The 18,864-nt window shown below is 73.0% G+C and carries 18 protein-coding genes; 10 read left to right on the forward strand and 8 right to left on the reverse strand.

From position 1 onward, the window contains the following. Positions 1-53: 53 nt before the first annotated feature. Both ABNF97_RS09885 and ABNF97_RS09890 read left to right on the forward strand, forming a co-directional pair. Complete coding sequence (locus ABNF97_RS09885; protein ID WP_130461785.1) at positions 54-548, forward strand: NUDIX domain-containing protein; 495 nt, start codon at positions 54-56, stop codon at positions 546-548. Between the two features lie 187 nt (positions 549-735). Beyond that, positions 736-1,359 (forward strand): VTT domain-containing protein, encoded by a 624-nt coding sequence (locus ABNF97_RS09890; RefSeq protein ID WP_130461786.1) that lies wholly within the window; start codon positions 736-738, stop codon positions 1,357-1,359. 23 nt (positions 1,360-1,382) lie between these two features. Here ABNF97_RS09890 and ABNF97_RS09895 read toward each other — a convergent pair whose 3' ends face one another. Together ABNF97_RS09895 and ABNF97_RS09900 are read right to left on the reverse strand one after the other, a co-directional pair. Further along, entirely contained in the window at positions 1,383-1,847 is a 465-nt protein-coding gene (locus ABNF97_RS09895) for a hypothetical protein (protein WP_130461787.1), read from the reverse strand. A gap of 187 nt (positions 1,848-2,034) precedes the next feature. Next, positions 2,035-2,667 carry a LysE family transporter gene (locus ABNF97_RS09900; RefSeq protein WP_130461788.1) on the reverse strand — a complete coding sequence of 211 codons (633 nt, stop codon included), beginning with the start codon at positions 2,665-2,667 and terminating at the stop codon, positions 2,035-2,037. A 208-nt stretch (positions 2,668-2,875) separates the two neighbouring features. Here ABNF97_RS09900 and ABNF97_RS09905 point away from each other — a divergent pair, with 208 nt between their 5' ends. Next, positions 2,876-3,835, forward strand: a complete 960-nt coding sequence (locus ABNF97_RS09905) for an aminoglycoside phosphotransferase family protein (protein WP_349338331.1) — start codon at positions 2,876-2,878, stop codon at positions 3,833-3,835. A 98-nt stretch (positions 3,836-3,933) separates the two neighbouring features. Here ABNF97_RS09905 and ABNF97_RS09910 read toward each other — a convergent pair whose 3' ends face one another. The 3 genes from ABNF97_RS09910 to ABNF97_RS09920 all read right to left on the reverse strand — a co-directional run bounded on the left by ABNF97_RS09910 (position 3,934) and on the right by ABNF97_RS09920 (position 6,465). Next, positions 3,934-5,367, reverse strand: coding sequence for a glycoside hydrolase family 10 protein (locus ABNF97_RS09910; protein ID WP_486484553.1), 1,434 nt, complete (start codon positions 5,365-5,367; stop codon positions 3,934-3,936). A gap of 546 nt (positions 5,368-5,913) precedes the next feature. Further along, complete coding sequence (locus ABNF97_RS09915) at positions 5,914-6,072, reverse strand: hypothetical protein (protein WP_349338332.1); 159 nt, start codon at positions 6,070-6,072, stop codon at positions 5,914-5,916. A gap of 36 nt (positions 6,073-6,108) precedes the next feature. Then, positions 6,109-6,465 (reverse strand): YciI family protein, encoded by a 357-nt coding sequence (locus ABNF97_RS09920; RefSeq protein ID WP_349338333.1) that lies wholly within the window; start codon positions 6,463-6,465, stop codon positions 6,109-6,111. A gap of 213 nt (positions 6,466-6,678) precedes the next feature. Between ABNF97_RS09920 and ABNF97_RS09925 the strand changes: the two genes are divergently transcribed. From ABNF97_RS09925 to ABNF97_RS09950, 6 genes are all read left to right on the forward strand, one after another. Then, positions 6,679-7,284: an ArsR/SmtB family transcription factor gene (locus ABNF97_RS09925; protein ID WP_349338334.1), complete on the forward strand. Its 606-nt coding sequence runs from the start codon at positions 6,679-6,681 to the stop codon at positions 7,282-7,284. A gap of 102 nt (positions 7,285-7,386) precedes the next feature. Then, positions 7,387-8,145 carry an SRPBCC family protein gene (locus tag ABNF97_RS09930; RefSeq protein WP_349338335.1) on the forward strand — a complete coding sequence of 253 codons (759 nt, stop codon included), beginning with the start codon at positions 7,387-7,389 and terminating at the stop codon, positions 8,143-8,145. A 148-nt stretch (positions 8,146-8,293) separates the two neighbouring features. Continuing rightward, complete coding sequence (locus ABNF97_RS09935; protein ID WP_349338336.1) at positions 8,294-8,500, forward strand: hypothetical protein; 207 nt, start codon at positions 8,294-8,296, stop codon at positions 8,498-8,500. Next, the gene (locus ABNF97_RS09940) at positions 8,497-10,032 is read left to right on the forward strand and encodes a multicopper oxidase family protein (RefSeq protein WP_349338337.1); all 1,536 of its coding nucleotides are present in this window, start codon (positions 8,497-8,499) and stop codon (positions 10,030-10,032) included. Before ABNF97_RS09935 ends, ABNF97_RS09940 begins: the two co-directional genes overlap by 4 nt. Before the next feature lie 6 nt (positions 10,033-10,038). Continuing rightward, positions 10,039-11,214 carry a sensor histidine kinase gene (locus tag ABNF97_RS09945; RefSeq protein ID WP_349338338.1) on the forward strand — a complete coding sequence of 392 codons (1,176 nt, stop codon included), beginning with the start codon at positions 10,039-10,041 and terminating at the stop codon, positions 11,212-11,214. Next, complete coding sequence (locus ABNF97_RS09950) at positions 11,211-11,885, forward strand: response regulator (RefSeq protein ID WP_349338339.1); 675 nt, start codon at positions 11,211-11,213, stop codon at positions 11,883-11,885. The genes ABNF97_RS09945 and ABNF97_RS09950 overlap by 4 nt, the downstream gene beginning before the upstream one ends. 42 nt (positions 11,886-11,927) lie before the next feature. On the opposite strand, the gene ABNF97_RS09955 is transcribed toward ABNF97_RS09950, so the two are convergent. Continuing rightward, entirely contained in the window at positions 11,928-12,368 is a 441-nt protein-coding gene (locus tag ABNF97_RS09955; RefSeq protein WP_349338340.1) for a MerR family transcriptional regulator, read from the reverse strand. A gap of 56 nt (positions 12,369-12,424) precedes the next feature. Between ABNF97_RS09955 and ABNF97_RS09960 the strand changes: the two genes are divergently transcribed. Next, the gene (locus ABNF97_RS09960; RefSeq protein ID WP_349338341.1) at positions 12,425-13,408 is read left to right on the forward strand and encodes an oxidoreductase; all 984 of its coding nucleotides are present in this window, start codon (positions 12,425-12,427) and stop codon (positions 13,406-13,408) included. A gap of 41 nt (positions 13,409-13,449) precedes the next feature. On the opposite strand, the gene ABNF97_RS09965 is transcribed toward ABNF97_RS09960, so the two are convergent. Both ABNF97_RS09965 and ABNF97_RS09970 read right to left on the reverse strand, forming a co-directional pair. After that, positions 13,450-14,730: a TIGR02679 family protein gene (locus ABNF97_RS09965; RefSeq protein ID WP_349338342.1), complete on the reverse strand. Its 1,281-nt coding sequence runs from the start codon at positions 14,728-14,730 to the stop codon at positions 13,450-13,452. Further along, a complete protein-coding gene (locus tag ABNF97_RS09970; protein ID WP_349338343.1) occupies positions 14,727-18,857 on the reverse strand; it encodes a TIGR02680 family protein in 4,131 nt (1,376 codons plus the stop codon). Before ABNF97_RS09970 ends, ABNF97_RS09965 begins: the two co-directional genes overlap by 4 nt. Positions 18,858-18,864: the final 7 nt, after the last annotated feature.

Raw genomic sequence — 18,864 nt, forward strand, 5'->3', positions numbered from 1 at the left:
CCAACCCGGGCAATGGGGGCGGCTGACACGCCGCTCCGCCTACCGTGGCGTACATGCCGATCCCGCCGCACGTCGCCCGGCTGCGTGCCGCCGTCGGGCCCGCCGAACTGCTACTCCTGCCCAGCGCCTCGGTGCTGCCCGTCGACCCGGTCGGCCGCCTGTTGCTGGTACGCCACCGGGGGCACACCGACGGGTGGGGCCTGGTGGGCGGTGCCGTCGAGCCCGGCGAGTCCCCGGCCGAGGCCGCCGTACGGGAGGCCCGGGAGGAGATCGGTGTCGAGGTGCGGCTGACCCGGCTGCTCGACGTACTGGGCGGGCCGGAGTTCGAGGTGACCTATCCGCACGGTGACCGGGCCGCGTACGTCACCGCGGTCTACCGGGCCGAGATCGTCGCCGGCATCCCGCGTCCAGACGGCGACGAGGTCGGCGAGGTCGGCTGGTTCGACCCCGCGGAACTCGCCGCACTACAGGTCAGCCGGTTCGCCCGCGCGGTGCTCCGGGCCACCGGACACCGGGACGGGGCGGCCGGCCAGTCCCGGCACCAGTAACGGCATTTCTGGCGTTTCGGTTCATCCGCTCGGGCACGATGGCCGGGTGGGGTTCGCCTCGGCCGGAACGCCCGCTCGCCGGCCCGGTGGTGCGGTGCGGTGCGGCGTCCTCGGCTGTCTGCCGGGCAGCCACCCGGGTGGCTCCGCCGCCCGGTCGGCTGCCGGTGCCGGTTGACAGGCGGCCCGGGTGGACCGCGTCATCGACATCCTCACCGCACTCTCCGGCTGGGCTGCGCTGCTGGTGGTCGGCGCGCTCGCCTTCGGCGAGTCCGCCGCCTTCGTCGGGCTGTTCCTGCCCGGGGAAACCGCGCTGCTGCTGGGTGGAGCGCTCGCCGCCACCGGCCGGGTGAGCCTGTCGGCGATGGTCGTGGTCTCCACCGTCGCCGCCATCGCCGGGGACAGCGTCGGATACGAGATCGGTCGCTGGAGCGGACCGCCGCTGCGGCGCAGCCGTCCCGGACGCTGGGTCGGCGAGGAACGCTGGAACCGGGCCGAGGGGTTCGTCGCCCGGCACGGACCGTTGGCGGTGCTGCTGGGGCGGTGGGTCGGGGTACTCCGTACCCTGGTGCCGGCGCTGGCCGGGATGAACCGGATGCCGTACCGCCGGTTCCTGCTCTACAACGCCCTCGGTGGCGCGGCCTGGGCGACCACCGTGGTGATGGTCGGCTATCTGGCCGGCGCCTCCTGGCGGCGGCTCGAGAACCACCTGGGCGAGGCCGGCGCCGGCCTCGCCGCGCTGGTGGTGCTCTGCCTGGCGGCCGGGTGGCTGGTCCGGCGGCGCCGCCGCGCGCGGCGCGGCGCGCGGAGTTGAATCGGGGGCGGGGTGGATCCCCGTCAGTCGGCGTGCGGCCAGGGTGAGACGGCCACCACGACGCCGTACAGCAGGTGGTCGGCGAGGAGCGCCACCCGTTCCCGGGCATCGTGCTGCGGGCGCTCGGCGATGCCGAGCAGCGGCGCGATGCCCGCCTCGAAGACCGCCCAGAAGGCGAAGCCGTACGCCGGGCCGGTCCAGCCCCGCCGGCGCAGCGACCGGGGCAGCAGACCGAAGAGCATCCCGCCGCCGGCACCGTACGCCCAGTGGACCAGCTCGATCACGGCCTGCCTGCGGTCCATCGGTACCCGGCGGAACAGGCCGGGTGCGGTCTGCCGCAGCACATCCTCCGGCGGGGTACGCCGGACCAGCCCGAGGCCGTTGGTCACCTGTCGGAAGCCGGACATCGCCATCGCGGCGAGCACGCCCCGGGTGGCGCCCCGGGTCGCCGCCGCCGAGGTTCCGTGCCGCCGGTGTGGATGGATCACCCTGGCTCCCTTCCCTGCCGGCGAGACGCCGCCGAGGTGTACGCAGCATCGCTGCTACCCCGGGGGAGAGCCGGGAAACCCGAAGCCACCGGAGCAGATGCTGGAGAATCATCTTCACCCGGTGGTCAGCCCGCTGTAGGCCGGTGCTCCCGTCCGGCAGCCGAGCTTCACCACTCGACGCCGAGGTTCACCGCTCGACAGCGAGGCGCACCCCGAGGCCGATGAAGATGCCACCGGTCGCCGCGTCGATCCGGCGCCGTGCGGCGGCCCGTCGGCGTAGCCAGCCGCCGATCCGCCCGGCGAACACTCCGACGGCACCGTCGACCAGGAACTCCAGCCCGATCAGGATGGCGCCGAGGATGGCGAACTGAAGCCAGACCTGCCCGAGCCCCGGGTTGATGAACTGTGGCAGGAACGCGATCGTGAAGGTGACCATCTTCGGGTTGAGCAGGTTCGTCAGCAGCCCGCTCAGGTACGCCTTCCGGCCCGACATCCCACCGGCCTCGGTCGACAGCTCGGCCCGGTTGTCCCGGCGGCGCCGGATCAGCTGCACACCGAGATAGACCAGGTAGACGGCGCCGACGATCCGGACCACCGCGAACGCGGTCGGCGCCGCCGCGAAGAGGGCGGCCAGTCCCGCCGCCGCCACGGCCACGTGGACGGCTTCGCTCGTCGCCACCCCGGCCGTGGCGAGCAGGCCGGCGCGGGAGCCGCCGCGCATCCCGCAGCCGAGCACGAACAGCATGTCCGGCCCGGGCGTGACCATGGCGACGATCGTGGTGAGGGTGAACGCCAGCAGAAGGTGTTGGTCGATCGGCATCCTGCGATCATTTCACCCGGTCCCCGGCTCGGCGGGTCACGGTCGTCCGGATGCCGGCCGGCGGAGCCCCGGACGCACCTCGTCGGCACCTCGGAGCAGACCGTGCCTCCCGCGGAGCCGGAAAGAGCTGGGCCGGTCATCCGGCGGCGCCTATCCTGCGAGTGGCGACGGCCACCGTCAGTCGTCGCCGGTGCCGAAGGAGATCCGATTGTCCACAGTCGAGTCCTGGCCCGGCCACGTGCGCACCGACGAGGCTCTCGTCCGACGCCTGCTCGCGGCCCAGTTTCCGCGGTGGGCGGAACTGCCCATCCGTCGGACCCGGATCTGGGGGACCGACAACGCGATGTACCGGCTCGGCGACGACAAGGTGGTCCGCCTGCCCCGCTTCGCCAGGTGGGCTCCGCAGGTCGACCGGGAGCAGCGCTGGCTGCCCCGACTGGCCCCGCATCTGCCGTTGACCGTCCCCGTTCCGCTCGCGCTTGGGCAGCCGGCCGAGGGCTATCCGTTCCGCTGGTCGGTCTATCCCTGGCTGGACGGCGAGAACCCGCCCCGCGGGGGCGGCGCCGATCCGGACCGGTTGGCACGGGACGTGGCGGAGTTCATCATCGCGCTACGTCGGATCGACCCGACCGACGGTCCGGCGCCGGAGGCCAGCAACGCGTATCGGGGCGTACCCCTCGGGGACAGCCGGCCGTCGGTAGCGGCGGACGACGTGGTCCGGTCCCGGGTCGCGGCCCTGACCGGTCTGGTCGACACCGACGCCCTGACAGCGGTCTGGGAGGCGGCCCTGGCGGCGGTACCGGCCTGGGACGGTCGGGGCGTCTGGATCCACGGAGATCTCGCGTCCGGAAACCTGCTGGCCGTCGACGGCCGGCTCCGTGCCGTCATCGACTTCGGTTGCCTGGGTGTGGGTGATCCGGCCTGTGACCTGATGGTCGCCTGGACGCTGCTGCCGGAGCGCAGCCGTGCCGTGTTCCGGGCCGCGCTATCGGTCGACGACGCCACCTGGGCGCGAGGCCGGGGCTGGGGGATGGCCATGCGGGTGCCCGCACCGAAGGACTTCTCGGCCGCCGACCCGGACCGGTCGGCCTACGCCCAGCGGATCGTGGCCGAGTTCGTCGCCGACCACCGTCGGGAGGTGGCGGCGACCCCACCGCGTCGACTCTGACCGGTGGTGGGGCTGGGCTCGGCGGTGGGCTGGCGGAGACGACGGTGCGGAGGACCACAGTGGTGGTCCTCCGCACCGGTGGTGTGCTGGTGGGTGGGTCAGCTGGCGCTACAGGTGGGTGCCATCCCCGCGCCGCTGCCGGTCCCCTGGAAGCCGAATTCGGTCGACTGGCCGGCGGCTATCCGGCCGTTGTAACTCACGTTGGTGAATGTGACCGCGCCGCTGTTGCCACTGCGGTTCGCATTCCAGGCGTTGGTGACGGTGGCGCCGGATGGCAGGGTCATCCCCACTGACCAGCCGTTGGTACCCGAGGAGCCGGCGGTCACCCGTACCGTTGCCACGAAGCCACCGTTCCAGGAGTTCAGCGACACCGTCGCGGAACAGCCGCCCGGCCCCTGCGTCGGCGGGGTCGTGGGCGGGGTCGTGGGCGGGTTCGTCGGGTTGCTGGTCGGCGGGGTCGTCGGCGGGTTGGTCGGGGTAACGCCGTTGTTCAGCGCGCTGAGCGTCGCGTCGTACGCCGGCTTCTTGTTGCCGTTGCAGTCGAACAGCAGCGGGGTGCCACCGCTACGCCACGAGTCGCAGTCCCGTACGCCCCAGACGGTGATGCCGTTGCAGCGGGAGACGGCGAGGCAGTCGTTGACCACGTTGCGGTAGGTGTTGGCCTGGGTGGTGCCGGAGCCCTCGATGTCCAGCTCGGTGATCTGGACGTCGACGCCGAGCGCGGCGAAGCTGGAGAGCGTGGTGCGGTAGTTGCTGTTGTACGGCGAGCCGCTGTTGAAGTGCGACTGGAAGCCGACGCAGTCGATCGGTACGCCGCGCTGCTTGAAGTCCTGCACCATCCGGTACACCGCCTGGGTCTTGGCCCAGGTCCAGTTGTCGGTGTTGTAGTCGTTGTAGCAGAGCTTCGCGTTCGGGTCCGCCGCGTCGGCGGCCCGGAACGCGGCCTCGATCCAGTCGTTGCCGGTGCGCTGCAGGTTCGAGTCGCGGCGGGCACCGCTGTTACCGTCGTCGAACGCCTCGTTCACCACGTCCCAGGAGTCGATCTTGCCGGCGTAGTAGCTGGCCACCCGGGTGACGTGGTTGAGCATGGCCTGCCGCAGGGAGCTGCCGGACATGTTCCGCATCCACTCCGGCTGCTGTGAGTGCCAGGCCAGGGTGTGGCCCCGGACCTTCCAGCCCCGGCTCAGGGCGTGGTTGACGATCCGGTCGGCGTTGCCGAAGGTGAAGTTGTTCTGCTGCGGCTCGGTCGCGTCGATCTTCATCTCGTTCTCGGCGGTGACGCTGTTGAACTCGCGGTTCAGCACCGTTGTGTAGGTGCTGTCGCTGAGCTTGTTCGCCGCCACGGCCGCGCCGAAGTAGCGGCCGCCCCGCTCTGCCGCCGACGCGCCGAGCGTCGTCGCGGCGCTGGCGGAGCCGGCGAAGGTGAGGGCCGCACCGGCGGCGAGGACGCCGACGGCGAGCGAGACCAGGGCGGCGCGCGGGCCGGGTCTCGCCATCAGACGTCTGGGGTCGGGGACGGTCTTGTCGCTCATGGTCTGTTGCCTCTCGGGTCCGCGAAGGGATGGTGTGGGTGTGTCGTCGATGCGTCCGTCCGCTGCGGTGCCGGCTCGACGGACGGTGTCGCGCGGGATGGGTGGCCGGTGGCCCGGGCCCGGACGACCTCGGCGAGCCCGGCGCGGAGGTCGGCGTGCTGACTCGTGCCGTGGTCCGAGCGATGGCCACGGCACTCGGCGCCAGCAGGGCGGTTGCCCGTCTCGTGGGCGTGGGACTCCGTTCAGGGCGCACTCAACCTTACGCTGTATCGACAGAACTCGATCTTAGGAGACTAACGAAAAGATTCCGAAACTTCAATCGCCCCATGCGTTATCGTATCGATGGGGGTAAGGATATGGATAGTTTGCGGCCATCTCCCGAGATCCGCCCGATCCCGGTCTAACTACTGGTCAAGAGCATCCGCCCGAACAGGGTCGTGCGGAGTCGACCGAAGTGCCGAGCGCCGAAACTTATCGGGACCGCCCCGGCTGCCGGTTCTGCTCCCGGCGAAGCGCCCCGGCGCATCGCCGCCGGGATGCCTCCGGTCATCCTCCGAGGTCGCCGGCGGCCTCCGGACCGCGGTCCCCGGGAGCCTCGGCGGCGACCTCCGCGAGCCGCCGGACCAGGCTGGCGAGCAGCCGGCCGTGCTCCTCCCGGAACACCCGTTCCACGGTGTCAACGGTCGGCTGCCCGCCGCCGGTCATGGCTATGCTCCCCTGCTCACGGCTGTTGCTCCCCGCTCACGGCTGCTCGAACTCCATGATCGGTCGGATCTCGACCTTGCCACGCAGCGCGGCGGGGCAGCGGGCGGCCCAGCCGATCGCGGCGTCCAGGTCCGGCAGGTCGACCAGGTAGTAGCCGCCGAGGATCTCGCGGGTCTCCGCGAACGGCCCGTCGGTGACGGTGTGCCCGTCGTCCCCGCCGGCCTGCACCGTCGTGGCGGTCTCGGTGCCCTGCAACGCCTGCCCGTCGAGCAGGGCTCCCGCGTCGGCGAGCAGCTTGTCGTACGCCCAGTACGCGTCGATCTCCGCCTGGATCGCCTCCGGGTCGGTCGGGTCCCGGGTCGGGTCGCCGTAGAGCAGGAACAGGTACTTCACGCCAATCTCCTCCGTGTTCGTTCGCCCGGGGGTGCGGGTCTCGCCGGCTCCCTCCGGAGCGTCGCACAGCGGGCTGCTGCACAGCATGACGACGAACGGGGGCGGCCCGGAACGACAGCCCGCTGCCAAGATTCTCCGGACCGGCTCCTCCGCCCGCCTACCGACAGCTCAGCTTTCCTTGACAAGAAGACTTGTCGGTGACAGGCTTGTCCCATGTTCGACATCGCAGTGATCGAGGATCCGGCGGCGGCCGAGGCCTCGCTCGATCCGATCCGGGCCCGGCTGCTGGCCGAGCTGGCTGAGCCGGCGTCCGCCACCATGCTCGCCGGCCGGGTCGGCCTGGCCCGGCAGAAGGTCAACTACCATCTCCGGGCACTCGAACAGCACGGGTTGATCGAGCTGGTCGAGGAGCGCCGCAAGGGCAACGTCACCGAGCGGGTGATGCGGGCCACCGCGGCGTCGTACGTGATCTCCCCGGTGGCGCTCTCCGCCGTGCGACCCAACCCCGGCCAGTCCCCGGACCGGCTCTCGGCCCGGTGGCTGCTGGCGGTCGCGGCCCGGCTCGTCCAGGACGTGGGTGCGCTGATCACCGGCGCGGACCGGGCCAACAAGCGGGTCGCGACGTTCGCGATCGACGCGCAGGTGCGGTTCGCCTCGGCGACCGACCGGGCCGCGTTCGCCGAGGAGCTGGCGGGGACGGTCAGCGCCCTGGTCGGCCGGTACCACGACGAGTCCACGTCCGGCGGCCGTCCGCATCGCGTCGTGGTCGCGCTGCACCCGCACGTCCCGGAGCAGGAGAGCACGGGCGCGACCGGCTAGCCGCGGCGCTCGCCGCACAGACACCCCGCACCGCCGCAACACCATGCACAGGGCCGGCGGGACCGGCCTGTTCCGTACGTCAGCGAAATGGAGAGTTCTACCGTGGGACACGCATTCGAACTGCGCAAGGAAATCGAGCTGGTGGGAACGCCGGAGCAGGTCTGGGCGGCGATCGCCACCGGCCCCGGCATCGACTCCTGGTTCATGGGGCACACCGAGGTGGACCCGCGCGAGGGCGGACGGAACACGTTCACCATGGGCGGGCAGACCGAGGAGTCGACGGTGACCGCCTGGGAGCCCGGAAAGCGATTCGCGTACGGCACCGCACCCGGGCCGGACGGCACATTCATGGCGCTCGAATACCTGATCGAGGGGCGTGACCAGGGCAGCACCGTACTGCACCTGGTGCAGAGCGGCGTGCTCGGCGACAACTGGGAGGCGGAGTACGAGGCGATGCAGGTCGGCTGGGACATGTACCTGGGCACCCTGGCCGCGTACGTGCGGCACTTCCCCGGCCGGCACGGCACCCCCGTCGCCGCGTTCCGACCCGGCGCCGGCGAGCCGGACCAGGTCTGGGCGGGCGTGGCCCGGGCGTTCGGCATCTCCGGCCCGATCACCGAGGGCGCGCCGGCCCGGCTCGCCCTCGACGGCCTGCCGCCGGTCGAGGGCGTCGTCGACCTCGCAGGCCTGCCCACCTACCTCGGGGTACGCACCGACGACGCGCTCTACCGGTTCCTGCACTCCGGCACCGACCGGGGCAGCGTGCTGGTCCTCGGCCACCACCTCTTCGACGCGGACGTGGACCAGGCTCCGGCGGAGCGGGCCTGGCAGACCTGGGTCGACCAGCTTCCCACCGGCTGACCCGGTGCGGCAGGGCCCCCAGCACCCGGGGGCCCTGCCGCACCCCGGCCCCCGGGTGCTGGGTCGGGGTCGTACACCCGGTGGAGTACGGGATTCGACTCCGATCGGCAGACGTGCGAGAGCAGCTCCGCTACCTAGCGTCAGGGGCATGGCTGAACGTCGTCTGCGCTGGGTCGGGCTGGTCGTGGCACTGGTCGGGCTCGCCTTCAACCTCGGCTGGTTCTTCGTCCCGCCGCACGTCTGGCTCGACGATCCCGGTCTGGTACCGATGCCCGAGGCGCTGCTCGGTTGGTGGGTGATCGTCATCGGCGTCGCACTCGTCGCCTGGAGCCTGCGGCCGCGGCGCCGGCGGTGAGCACCCGGCGCAAGGTGCTCGGCTGGCTCGGCGCGGGCACCGGCCTGCTCGTCGTCCCGGCCGCCGGATTCGGCGGCTACCTCTGGGCGCAGTCCGGACGGAGCAATGTCGGCACGCTGTCGTTCCGCAACCGGCTGCCGATCCCGCCGCTGCTGCCGCCGACCGTCGACGCCGACGGACGCAAACGGTTCCGGCTCACCCTCGCCGAGGGCCACACCGAACTGCTCCCCGGCACCAGCACCGCCACCTGGGGTGCCAACGGACCGATCCTCGGGCCGACGCTACGGGCCCGGCGCGGTGACCGGGTGGCGGTCGACGTCACCAACAACCTGCCCGAGACCACCTCGGTGCACTGGCACGGCATGCAGCTGCCGGCGGTGATGGACGGCGGTCCGCACCAGCCGATCGGTCCCGGCCGGACCTGGCAGCCGTACTGGACCATCGAGCAGCGGGCCGCGACCCTCTGGTACCACCCGCACCTGCACCAGCGCACCGCGGCGCACGTCTACCGGGGTGTCGCCGGCCTGTTCCTGGTCGACGACGACGAAACCGACGCGCTGCCGCTGCCCCGCCGGTACGGCGTCGACGACATCCCGCTGATCCTTCAGGACCGGAAACTGCACGACGACGGCACGCTCGACGAGTCCGGCCTGAAGTTCGGCGGGTTCTCCATCACCGGCCTGCTCGGCGACCGGATCCTGGTCAACGGCGGCTACGACCCGTACCTGGAGGTCGACGCCGAGCTGGTCCGGTTCCGGCTGGTCAACGGCGCCAACGCCCGGATCTTCGCCGTCGGGTTCGCCGACGACCGGGAATTTTCGCTGGTGGCCACCGACACGGGAATGCGGGATGCGCCGCTGCCGCTGCGCCGGCTGATGCTCTCGCCGGGCGAACGCGCCGAGATCGTCGTCCGGTTCCGGCCCGGTGAGCAGGTGCTGCTGCGCGGATTCCCGGCGCCGATGGGCGGGAATTGGCTGATCCGGCGAATGGTCGGCGGTGCCGACACCTTCGACCTGCTGAAGATCGTCGCGGTGCCGGCGCTGCGGCCGTCGCCCGCGCTGCCGCCCCGGCTGACCGCCGCGCCGCCGTCGCCCGCGCCGACCCGGGCCGAGCCGTACCGGATGACGATGGGGGACTTCCGGTTCGACGGGCGGGTGATGGACCTGACCCGGATCGACCGGGTCGTCCGGGCCGGCTCGGTGGAAACCTGGGAGATCGCCAACACCGGTGGGATCCCGCACAACTTCCACGTGCACGGCGCGGCGTTCCACCTGCTCGATGTCGACGGCCGGCCGCCGGCACCGTACCTGGTGGGGGAGAAGGACACCGTGTACGTACCGCCGGGCGGCCGGGTCCGGCTCGCCGTACGGTTCCTGGCGCACTCGGACGTACGGGCGCCGTACATGTTCCACTGCCACCTGCTCGCCCACGAGGACGCCGGCATGATGGGACAATTCCTTACCGTCTCGGCCCGGGACGAACCCCGGGTGCCGGCCGACCTCGCCGGCGCACATCCGGGGCACGGGAAGTGAGGTCCGATGCGCCGGCTCGACGTGCTGCTCGCGTTGGCCAGCGCCACCGCCATGACGGTGGCGACCGAGGTGGCCGCCGAGCCGTCGGGGCGGCACTCCACGATCGCCGCGGCCGTGCTCGGGGTCGTGACCGGGGCCCTGCTGCTGTTCCGGCGCCGCTACCCGGTACTGATACTGGTGCTGTCGCTGGTCGCCATCATGGGCTACAACCTGACCGGCTTTCCCGGCATCTCGCCGATCTGGCCGTTGCTGGTCCCGCTCTACACGGTCGCCCGGGCGGGCCAGTCGCTGATCGGGGCGGCGGTCGGCGTCTCCACCCTGCTGGTCTCCACCGGTTGGGTATTGAACGCCGGGATCGAACCGCTCCGGATCCTCGACGGGGCGCTCCGAGAGGCCGCGATGCTGGCCCTGGCCCTGGTGGCCGGCACCGCGTTCCGCACCGCCGAGCTGTACGCCCGGGAGGCCGACGCCCGGCTCGCCGCCGAGCAGGCGGAGCAGGCCCGGGAGGGGGCCCGGCTGGTCCTCGCCGAACGGATCAGGATCGCCCGCGAGCTGCACGACGTCACCGCGCACACCGTCGCGGTGGTCGGAATCCAGCTCAACCTGGCGCGGGAACTCGTCGCGCGGGACCCCGACGCCGCACAGGAACTGCTGGACAGCGCCCGAGGAGTCAACCTGGAGGCAATCGACGAGCTGCGTCGAGCGATACACCTGCTGCGCGAGCCAGATGCCGCAACCACGCCGGAACCACGGTCCCCGCCGGACGAGACGCACCTCGGCACGCTGCTCGACCGGGCGGCCGAGGCCGGCCTGACGACGGCGTTCGACCGCGAGGGCGAGCCCCGGCCGCTGCCGCCCACCGTCGGCTTGACCCTGTACCGGATCGCCCAGGAGTCGATCACCAATGTGATTCGGCACGCCAACGCCCGATCGGTCACGCTGATGCTCCGGTACGCCGCCGACGGCGTCGTCCTCGACGTTCGCGACGACGGCGCGGGTGGTGGTTCCGGGGCAGGTGGTGGTTCCGGGGCGGCCGCCGACGGGCACGGGCTGACCGGGATGCGGGAACGGGCGACCGGGCTGGGCGGGACGTTGCACGCCGGCCCGCTGCCCGGGGGCGGGTACGCCGTCCGAGCCTGGCTACCTCGGGCGATCACTGCCGTGGGCGGGACCGTGCGATGACGATCCGGGTGCTGCTCGCCGACGACCAGCCGCTCGTCCGGGCCGGGCTACGTGGCCTGCTCGGGCTGGACGGCGACATCGAGGTGGTGGCGGAGGCGGCCGACGGCACGGACGCGCTGCGACAGGTCCGGCGGGTCCGACCCGACGTCGCACTGCTGGACATCCGCATGCCAGGGCTGGACGGCCTGGCGACCACCGAGCGGATCACCACGGATCCGGCCACCGCCGGGGTACGGGTCATCGTGCTCACGACGTACGAGATCGACGAGTACATCTTCACGGCCTTGCGGGCCGGGGCGTCCGGTTTCCTGGCCAAGACCGCCAGCCGGGAGGACCTGTGTCACGCGGTCCGGGTCGTCGCGGCCGGCGATGCCCTGCTCAGCCCGGGCGTGACCCGGCGGGTGATCGAGGAGTTCGGCCGGCGACCGGTGCCGCCGCGGGGCTCGACGGAACGGCTGGCCGGGCTGACCGACCGGGAGCGCGAGGTGCTGGCACTGGTGGCCGGCGGGCGCAGCAATGCCGACATCGGCCGCCTGCTGCGAATGAGCCCGCTGACCGCGAAGACCCACGTCAGCCGGATCATCACCAAACTCGGCGTCCGGGACCGCGCCCAGTTGGTGATGCTGGCGTACGAGACGGGGCTGGTCACCCCCGGCGGAGCCGCCGGCTGAGTCCCGTTGCCGGAGTCGGCCGGTCGCGCCGGGTCGGCCCGGTCATCGACGTCCACCGGTGCCGGGTCCGGTCGACGGGGTGCCCCAGAGCCGGTCGGCGGTGCCCTGCCGGACCGCCGCCTCGTACGCCGTGACCTTGTTGTCGATCAGGTCGAGGCAGTCCTGGAGCTCGGCGATCCGGTCCTGTACCCGCTGCCGGTGTGCCCGGAGTAGTTCGAGGCGTTCGGCTTCGTTGCCCCGACCCTCGCCGACAAGTTCGGCGAGCCGGCGGATCGTGGCCAGCGGCATTCCGGAGGCCCGGAACTTCGTACAGTTGTGGAGCCACTGCACGTCCCACTCGGTGTAGACGCGTCGCCCGGCGCTGTCGCGGCGTAGCCGGCCGGTCAGCAGCCCTTCCCGCTCGTACAGCCGGAGGGTGTGCACGCTCAGGCCGGTGCGTTCGGCCACCTGCCCGATGCTGAAATCCACTGGAGTGTCGAGCATGGCCGGAGCATACGCGTGTTGACCTAGAGCACGGTCTAGCACATAGCTTCGCCCGTATGGCACTGACAGCAGACAGTTCTGATACCGGATCCGACGCCCGGGGAACCGACCGGATCGGGGTCGGGGCCGGGGAGACGGTCGAGTTCGGCGCGCGGAGCACCGCCGACGAGGTGTTGCGGGGGATCGACCTCGCCGGCAGGCTCGCGCTCGTCACCGGCGGCTCCTCCGGACTCGGCCGGGAGGCGACGGCGGCGCTCGCCCGGGCCGGTGCCCGGGTGGTGGTACCCGCCCGGCGGCCGGCGGCGGCCCGCGCCGCGCTGACCGGGATCGACGGGGTGGAGGTGGACGAACTCGACCTGGCCGACCTGGACAGCGTACGGGCCTTCGCCGACCGGTTCCTGGCCTCGGGCAGGAACATCGACATCATGATGACCAACGCCGGCATCATGGCCTGCCCGCAGACCCGGGTCGGCCCGGGCTGGGAGGCGCAGTTCGGCGTCAACCACCTCGGGCACTACGCGCTGGTCAATCTGCTGTGGCCGGCGATCGGGCAGAGCGGGGGAGCCCGGGTCGTGGTGCTCACCTCCCGCGCCCAGCACCCGTCGGCAATTCGTTGGTCCGATCCGCACTTCACCTCCGGGTACGACAAGTGGCAGGCGTACGCCCAGTCGAAGCGGGCGAACGTGCTGTTCGCCGACCGGCTCGACACCCTCGGCCGGGAGGTGGGGGTACGGGCGTTCTCGGTGCACCCCGGTCACATCCTCACCCCGCTACAGCGGCACCTCAGCCGGGCGGAGATGGTCGACGCCGGATGGGTGGACGCGGACGGCAACTTGATCGACAGCGAGTTCAAGACGCCGGAGCAGGGGGCGGCGACCCAGGTGTGGGCGGCCACCTCTCCCGGGCTCGCCGGCACCGGCGGCCGGTACTGCGAGGACTGTGCGGTGGTCGACCACGAGACGGACCCGGACGGGGCAGCGCGGCTCTGGGCGCTGTCGGCCGAGCTGACCGGCGTCGACGCGTTCAGGACGGAGGACTGATCGTGGCGCTTGCGGGGCTTGCCCCCCGCGGCACCGCACCCTCACCTGGCCGCGGCCGTACGCAGGTCGGCGATGAGCCGGTCGAGCAGGCGTTCCTCCATCACCGCCCGGCCGGTCCGCCGCATGGATTCGCCCAGCGACTCGTCCCACGGGGTCGCTACCGGCGTCCCGAGCAGGGCCGTGCCGGTGCCGGCCGCCGGCAGGTAGTCGGCGGCGGTCATCCGCCACGGGACCGCGTTCGGATACCGCTGGAGAGCCGCCGCCGTCAGTCGTACGCCGGTCCAGTCGAAGTCGTTGCGCCACCGGATCACCGCCCCCCGGGCGGCGCGCAGCAGTGTGTGGAGGGCGACCGACGGCACCCCTTCGGTGCAGATCAGCGGTGGTGCCTGTGCCCCGAGCGCGGCGGTGGCCGCGCGGAGCACCGCGGGGTTCTCACAGACGTGGATCTCGTCGCAGGCCACCCTCAGCGGTGCCAGACGCAGTTGGTGCAGGGTGACCCGGATCGGCACACCCGCCCGGGCGGCCTCGGTCAGCCAGCGCCCGACCGGGCCGCCGGTGGCCGGCACGTTGAGCACCAGCACCTGGCTGGCGAGGTCGTCCGGGACCAGCCCGACCGACTCCCACAATGCCCGCTCCCGTTCGCCGTCGACCGGTAGCGTCGTCTGCTGCCAGGCGGCGAGGGCACGGAGAACGAGCCCACGCAGAGGTCCTTCGGCGAGGGCCTTCGTGTCGTCCAGCATCCGATCGGCGAAGACGGGCATCGGTTCGTCGGCAGCGGGCAGCGCGTCCAGTACCCGGATGACGTTCTCGAACGGCAGTCCGGTTCGGACGACGCGGGTGAGGGTGCCGTCGCGGCGCAGGCCGTCGAGCCATTCCGCGTACCAGGCGGTGCCGGCGTGTCGGCCGTCCTGGGCGATCGCGAGGACGGCGTCCCGGCCCACGGCCTCGCGTTTCAGTTCGGCTGGCCGGTTGCGCATCGGGGCCGCCGCGGTGAGTACGTCGGCCAGGCCGACGCCGTGTGCCGCCCGCAGGTGCCCGTCCACCTCGGCCAGTCGGACGCTGAGGCGGGCCGCCGCGGCGGAGCGGTGGGTGCCGGTGATGCCGATGACCACGAAACGCTCGTCGTCGGTGGGGGCGGTCAGCGTCACGGCGCCGTCGAGCCGGCCGCCGGTGCGTTCCAGGCTGCGCCGGGCGGCCCTCAGCAACCGCCGCCAGCCGGGATGCTCGATCAGGTCCGTCGATCTACGGAGATCGCCCGGCTGGTCCGGCCGCGCGGGCGACATCTCGCGGCCGGGCCGGTCCGGCGCTTGCCCGCCGGTCATTCGTCCACGAGGTCGAGCAGGACGCCGGCCCGGTCGGGTGCACCGCGACTGCCCGGGGCGCGGCGGGTCTCCGGCGAGCCGAGCGCGCGGGCCAGCGTTCCGTCGAAGTCGGCGACGTTGGTCGAGCCGTCCCAGACCAGCAGCACGGTGGAGACCGCGTGGTCCACGGCGGAGTGGGACAGGTCGTAGTGTGCGGCGCCGCTGACCGCCGGGTGGGTGGCCCAGAGGTCGTAGCCGGTCATGAACAGGTCCAGGTCGAACTGCTTCGCCAGCGCCATCAACTCACCTCGGCCGGTGTCGTCCACGCCGGCGAACGCCTCGTCGAGGCCGAGCAGTCGGGGCGCGTCCGGCCGGGCCGAGCCGAACAGCGCGTTGGCGGCGGCGAAGAGCGGCAGGTGTAGGGAGACCGACTGCTCACCGCCGGAGAGTTGGCTGTGCCGGGCCCGGGTCAACGCCTCGGTGCCGCCACCGGGCCGGTGCAGGGTGAACGCGAACGTTCGCCATTGCCGGTAGTCGAGCACGTCGCCGAGCAACTCCCGGTACGGCCGCTCGGGCGCAGCCGCCCGCGCCGTCTTGATCCGGGCGGCGAAGTGCCGGCGCATGGTGGTGAGCTGGGCTGGCCCGAGCCGGGCCGGATCGCGTTCGAGCAGTTTGCAGACGTCGCGTTGGTCGGCGTCGAGGTCGTCGGCGAGCCGCCAGCCGACGCCGACGGTGAGCCCGGAGGACATCCGGCGGGCCCGCATCTGGCTGTCCATCGCCGCCACCAGGTCGCGGGCCTCGATGGTGCGGTGGTGGATCTGCCGGGCGAGCTGACCGAGCAGGGCGTCCTCCAACACCCGCTGCTCGGAATCGGTGAGCAGTTGCTCCTGGTCGCGGCGTTCCCGAGCGATCCGGTCCGCGAAGTGGGCGACCGGGGTCAGCCCCTGTTCGTCGGCCACCCGGACCACGATCACCCCGTCGTCGGTGTCCCACTCCGGTCGGTGGTCGAGACCGGCGGCCGGCAGCTGCGCCTGCAACTCGGTCAACGCGGTGGTCAGCCGGGTGGCGCTCTGCTTGAGCGACGTCTCGGTGGGGCTCAACTCCCGGGTGGCGGCGAGGATCGCCTCGTGCAGCGCGGCCACCTGCGGATCCAGCTCGTCGTCCGGGGCCCGCGCCGGCCAGCGCAGGTCGGTGGGGCAGCGCAGCAGGCCCAGCAGGTCCGGCTGGGCGTACGGGCGTAGTCGCTGGGCGTCGTGCTGCGCCTCGGTGACGGCTGCGGTCACGGCCTGCTCGCCCAGCTCCACCCGGGTCAGCGCGGCGACCCGGCGCTCCCGTGCGGCAGCGAGCTGGGCGCGGGCCCGCTCGACGGACTGCTCCGCCTCGGTGATCGCGTCGGCGGTCCGGGCCACGTCGGCCAGCACGCGTTCCGCGTCGGCACCGACGCTGTCGCGCAGCGTCCGGTACGCCTCCGCCTTCTCCCGGTGCCGGGAACGGGCGGCGCGGGCGGCGGCCTGTGCGGCGGTGAACCGGTCGACCGCCTCGTCGTGTCGCTGCCCCGCCTGGTCCTCCTGCTCGGCGGCGCGCGCGGCGGCCGGCCGGGCGCTCTCCAGGCGTACGCCGCGCTTCTCGAAGCGGTCCACCGCCTCGGCGGTGTCGTCGACGCGGTCGACCGGCAGCGACCGTTCCGCCGCCGTCCCTCGGAGGGCGGTCGCCGCGGCGGCCAGCTCGGCGAGGGTCTGGTCGAGCCGGGCGGCGGCGGCCGCGCTGGTCTCCTGCCGGGCGCGCAGCGTCGCGGCCGCCCGGTCCAGCTCGCGCAGCGCAGTGTGCACCGGCGCGGGCGCGGGCAGTTGCGTGGCGGCCGTGTCCACGGCCGCCAGCAGCGCCTCGACGGACTCACGTTCGCGGTCCACCGTGCCGAGGTCGGCGTCGATGCTGGCCAGTTGCCGGTCGCACTCGGCGACCCGGGCGGCGCGGCGGGCTGCCCGCGCGGTCGCGCCGATGTACTCGCAGGAGGCCTTGGCGAACCGGCCGACGTTGACGCCCTGGGCATACCGGCCGTCGACCCCGATGGTCACCATCTCGGCGTTCGACGCGGCGGCCACCTCCACCAGCGCCACCGAGGCGAGCACCTCGGTGATCCGCCCGGCGGGCACGTCGTCCTGTTCCTCGGCGATCAGCATGTCGGCGAGGGTGACGCCGGTCGGCCGCCGGTGCGGCGGGAGCGGCAGCAGGTAGCCGTCCAGGTCGTCGCCGGCCAGCGCGGTCGCCGCGGTCTCGGGGTCCGGGTGCAGCCAGGCGTCCAGCAGCCCGGCGGCGTGCAGCGCCGCCTCGATGGCCGCCGCGTCCGCGCCGGTCACCCCGTCGGTGAAGCGGACCAGCCGCCACAGTGGCGCGCCGGGTCGGCCGGTGCGCGGTGCCGGTCGAGTCATCGGGACCGGTGGCGCGTCGTCGCGTTCGGCGGCGATCCGGTCCCGTTCGGCGGTCACCTCGGCCCGTCGGTCGGCCAGCGCGGAGCGGTTCGCCGCGAGCGCCGCGAGCCGGTCCCGTCGCTGGGTCACGGCGGCGGCGGTCGCTTCCGCGTACACCTCCCGGGGGGTCTGCGCGCCCGGCTCGCCGGCCGCGTCGACGGCGGCGGCCAGCGGGGTCGCCAGGTCGGGACGCCCGACGTCGGTCAGCAGACCGGCGTTGGCCCGCGCCCACTGCCCGATCTGCTCCCGCAGCCGCGTGCGGGCCTGCGCCACGGCGTCCTCGGCGTGCCGCTCGGCCTGCTCGGCGTCCGCGGCGGCGTCCGCCGCGGCGGTGGCCTCGGTGGCGGCCCGGGAGTGGTCCCGCTCGGCCTGGCCGTGCCGCGCCACCTGCGCGCGGAGGGCGCGCACGTCGTCGCGGCGCCCGGCGGCGCGGGCGGTGATCCGGGCCGCCAGGTCGTCCGGCGCGGCGTCGTCGGCGCTCCAGGTGATCCCGGCTGCCTCGGCGTCGAGCGCAAGTTCGGCGGCGAGCCGGTCGGCCGCGGCCCGTGCGTCCCGGGCCGCGACCGTCGCCCGTTCCCATTCGGTACGCCGGCGGGCCACCGTGGTCTCCTCGGCGGCGACGGCGTCGTCGGCCCGCTCGGCCGTCTCGGCCAGGTCGTGCACGTGCCGTTCCAGGTCGGCGAGCTGCTCGTGGGACTGGTATGCCGCCGAGGCTTTCAAACTGTCCAGGTGGGCGCGGAGCCGGCCGGGTTCACCCTCGACGGCCCGCAGCCGGGTGTCCGCCTCGAACTCCGACTCGGCCGCCGCGTCGGCCGTGCGGCGCGCGTCGCCCAGCGCCGCGGACCGGCCGGCGACCGCGTCGCGGCGGGCGGTCAGGGCGTCGGCGGCCGCCCGGGCGTGGGTGCGCAGGTAGGTCGAGTAGACCGCCAGGAATGCGACCGTCGCGGCGTCCGCCGCCACCAGCCCTTCGAGGGTACGTGCGACCGCCTCCATGTCGTCGAACGAGCGGGCGGCCTCCACCAGCAGGTGGTCCTCGACCGGCCGCAGCCCGCGCTGCAGGGTGCGGGACAGCTCGACCGGGTTGAGATCCTTGGCCAACTGCGGCTTGCGCAGGGTCAGCACCAGGTCCAGCAGCTGTTCGTAGCGGGCCGGACCGAGGCCGAACAGCCGGGCATCGACGAGGTGCCGGTACTCCTCCGCCGAGTCGCGCACCGCGTCGGCACCCAACCGGTCGATCAGGTCACGGCGGTTCAGCGGCCGGTCGTCGGCGTCCAGCAGGGAGAAGTCCACCCCGATCCGGCCGTCGACCACGAAGTGCCAGCGGGTCACCCGGTCGACGTGGCGGTGCGCCCGCAACCCGATGCCGACGGTCACGTAGGACTCGCCGTCGCCGAACTCCATCCACACGTACGCATGCGTCACCTCCTGCCCCCGGTAGAGCAGGTTCGACTTCATCGTCCGGTCCTCGCTGGCGAACGGGTTCAGCCGGCGAGGCTCGATCCGCCCGTCGAGCACGAACGGGAACAGCACCTCCAGCGCCTTGGTCTTGCCGGAGCCGTTCGGGCCGCGCAGCACCAACCATCCGTCAACGAACAGGAACTCCTCGTCCCGGTAGTCCCACAGGTTGATGATCCCGGCCCGGGTGGGGGCGAACCGGCGGGCGGCAGTTTGCTCGATCACGAATCAA

The sequence above is a fragment of the Plantactinospora sp. B6F1 genome, assembly GCF_040120695.1.
Taxonomy (GTDB): Bacteria; Actinomycetota; Actinomycetes; order Mycobacteriales; family Micromonosporaceae; genus Plantactinospora.

What these genes read in the sequence shown, in the direction of transcription:
- ABNF97_RS09950 (WP_349338339.1), top strand. Translation starts at nt 11,211, where the DNA reads ATGACGATCCGGGTGCTGCTCGCCGACGACCAGCCGCTCGTCCGGGCC.
- ABNF97_RS09965 (WP_349338342.1), bottom strand. Translation starts at nt 14,730, where the DNA reads ATGACCGGCGGGCAAGCGCCGGACCGGCCCGGCCGCGAGATGTCGCCC.
- ABNF97_RS09935 (WP_349338336.1), top strand. Translation starts at nt 8,294, where the DNA reads ATGGCTGAACGTCGTCTGCGCTGGGTCGGGCTGGTCGTGGCACTGGTC.
- ABNF97_RS09960 (WP_349338341.1), top strand. Translation starts at nt 12,425, where the DNA reads ATGGCACTGACAGCAGACAGTTCTGATACCGGATCCGACGCCCGGGGA.
- ABNF97_RS09925 (WP_349338334.1), top strand. Translation starts at nt 6,679, where the DNA reads ATGTTCGACATCGCAGTGATCGAGGATCCGGCGGCGGCCGAGGCCTCG.
- ABNF97_RS09885 (WP_130461785.1), top strand. Translation starts at nt 54, where the DNA reads ATGCCGATCCCGCCGCACGTCGCCCGGCTGCGTGCCGCCGTCGGGCCC.
- ABNF97_RS09955 (WP_349338340.1), bottom strand. Translation starts at nt 12,368, where the DNA reads ATGCTCGACACTCCAGTGGATTTCAGCATCGGGCAGGTGGCCGAACGC.
- ABNF97_RS09915 (WP_349338332.1), bottom strand. Translation starts at nt 6,072, where the DNA reads ATGACCGGCGGCGGGCAGCCGACCGTTGACACCGTGGAACGGGTGTTC.
- ABNF97_RS09900 (WP_130461788.1), bottom strand. Translation starts at nt 2,667, where the DNA reads ATGCCGATCGACCAACACCTTCTGCTGGCGTTCACCCTCACCACGATC.
- ABNF97_RS09945 (WP_349338338.1), top strand. Translation starts at nt 10,039, where the DNA reads ATGCGCCGGCTCGACGTGCTGCTCGCGTTGGCCAGCGCCACCGCCATG.
- ABNF97_RS09910 (WP_486484553.1), bottom strand. Translation starts at nt 5,367, where the DNA reads ATGAGCGACAAGACCGTCCCCGACCCCAGACGTCTGATGGCGAGACCC.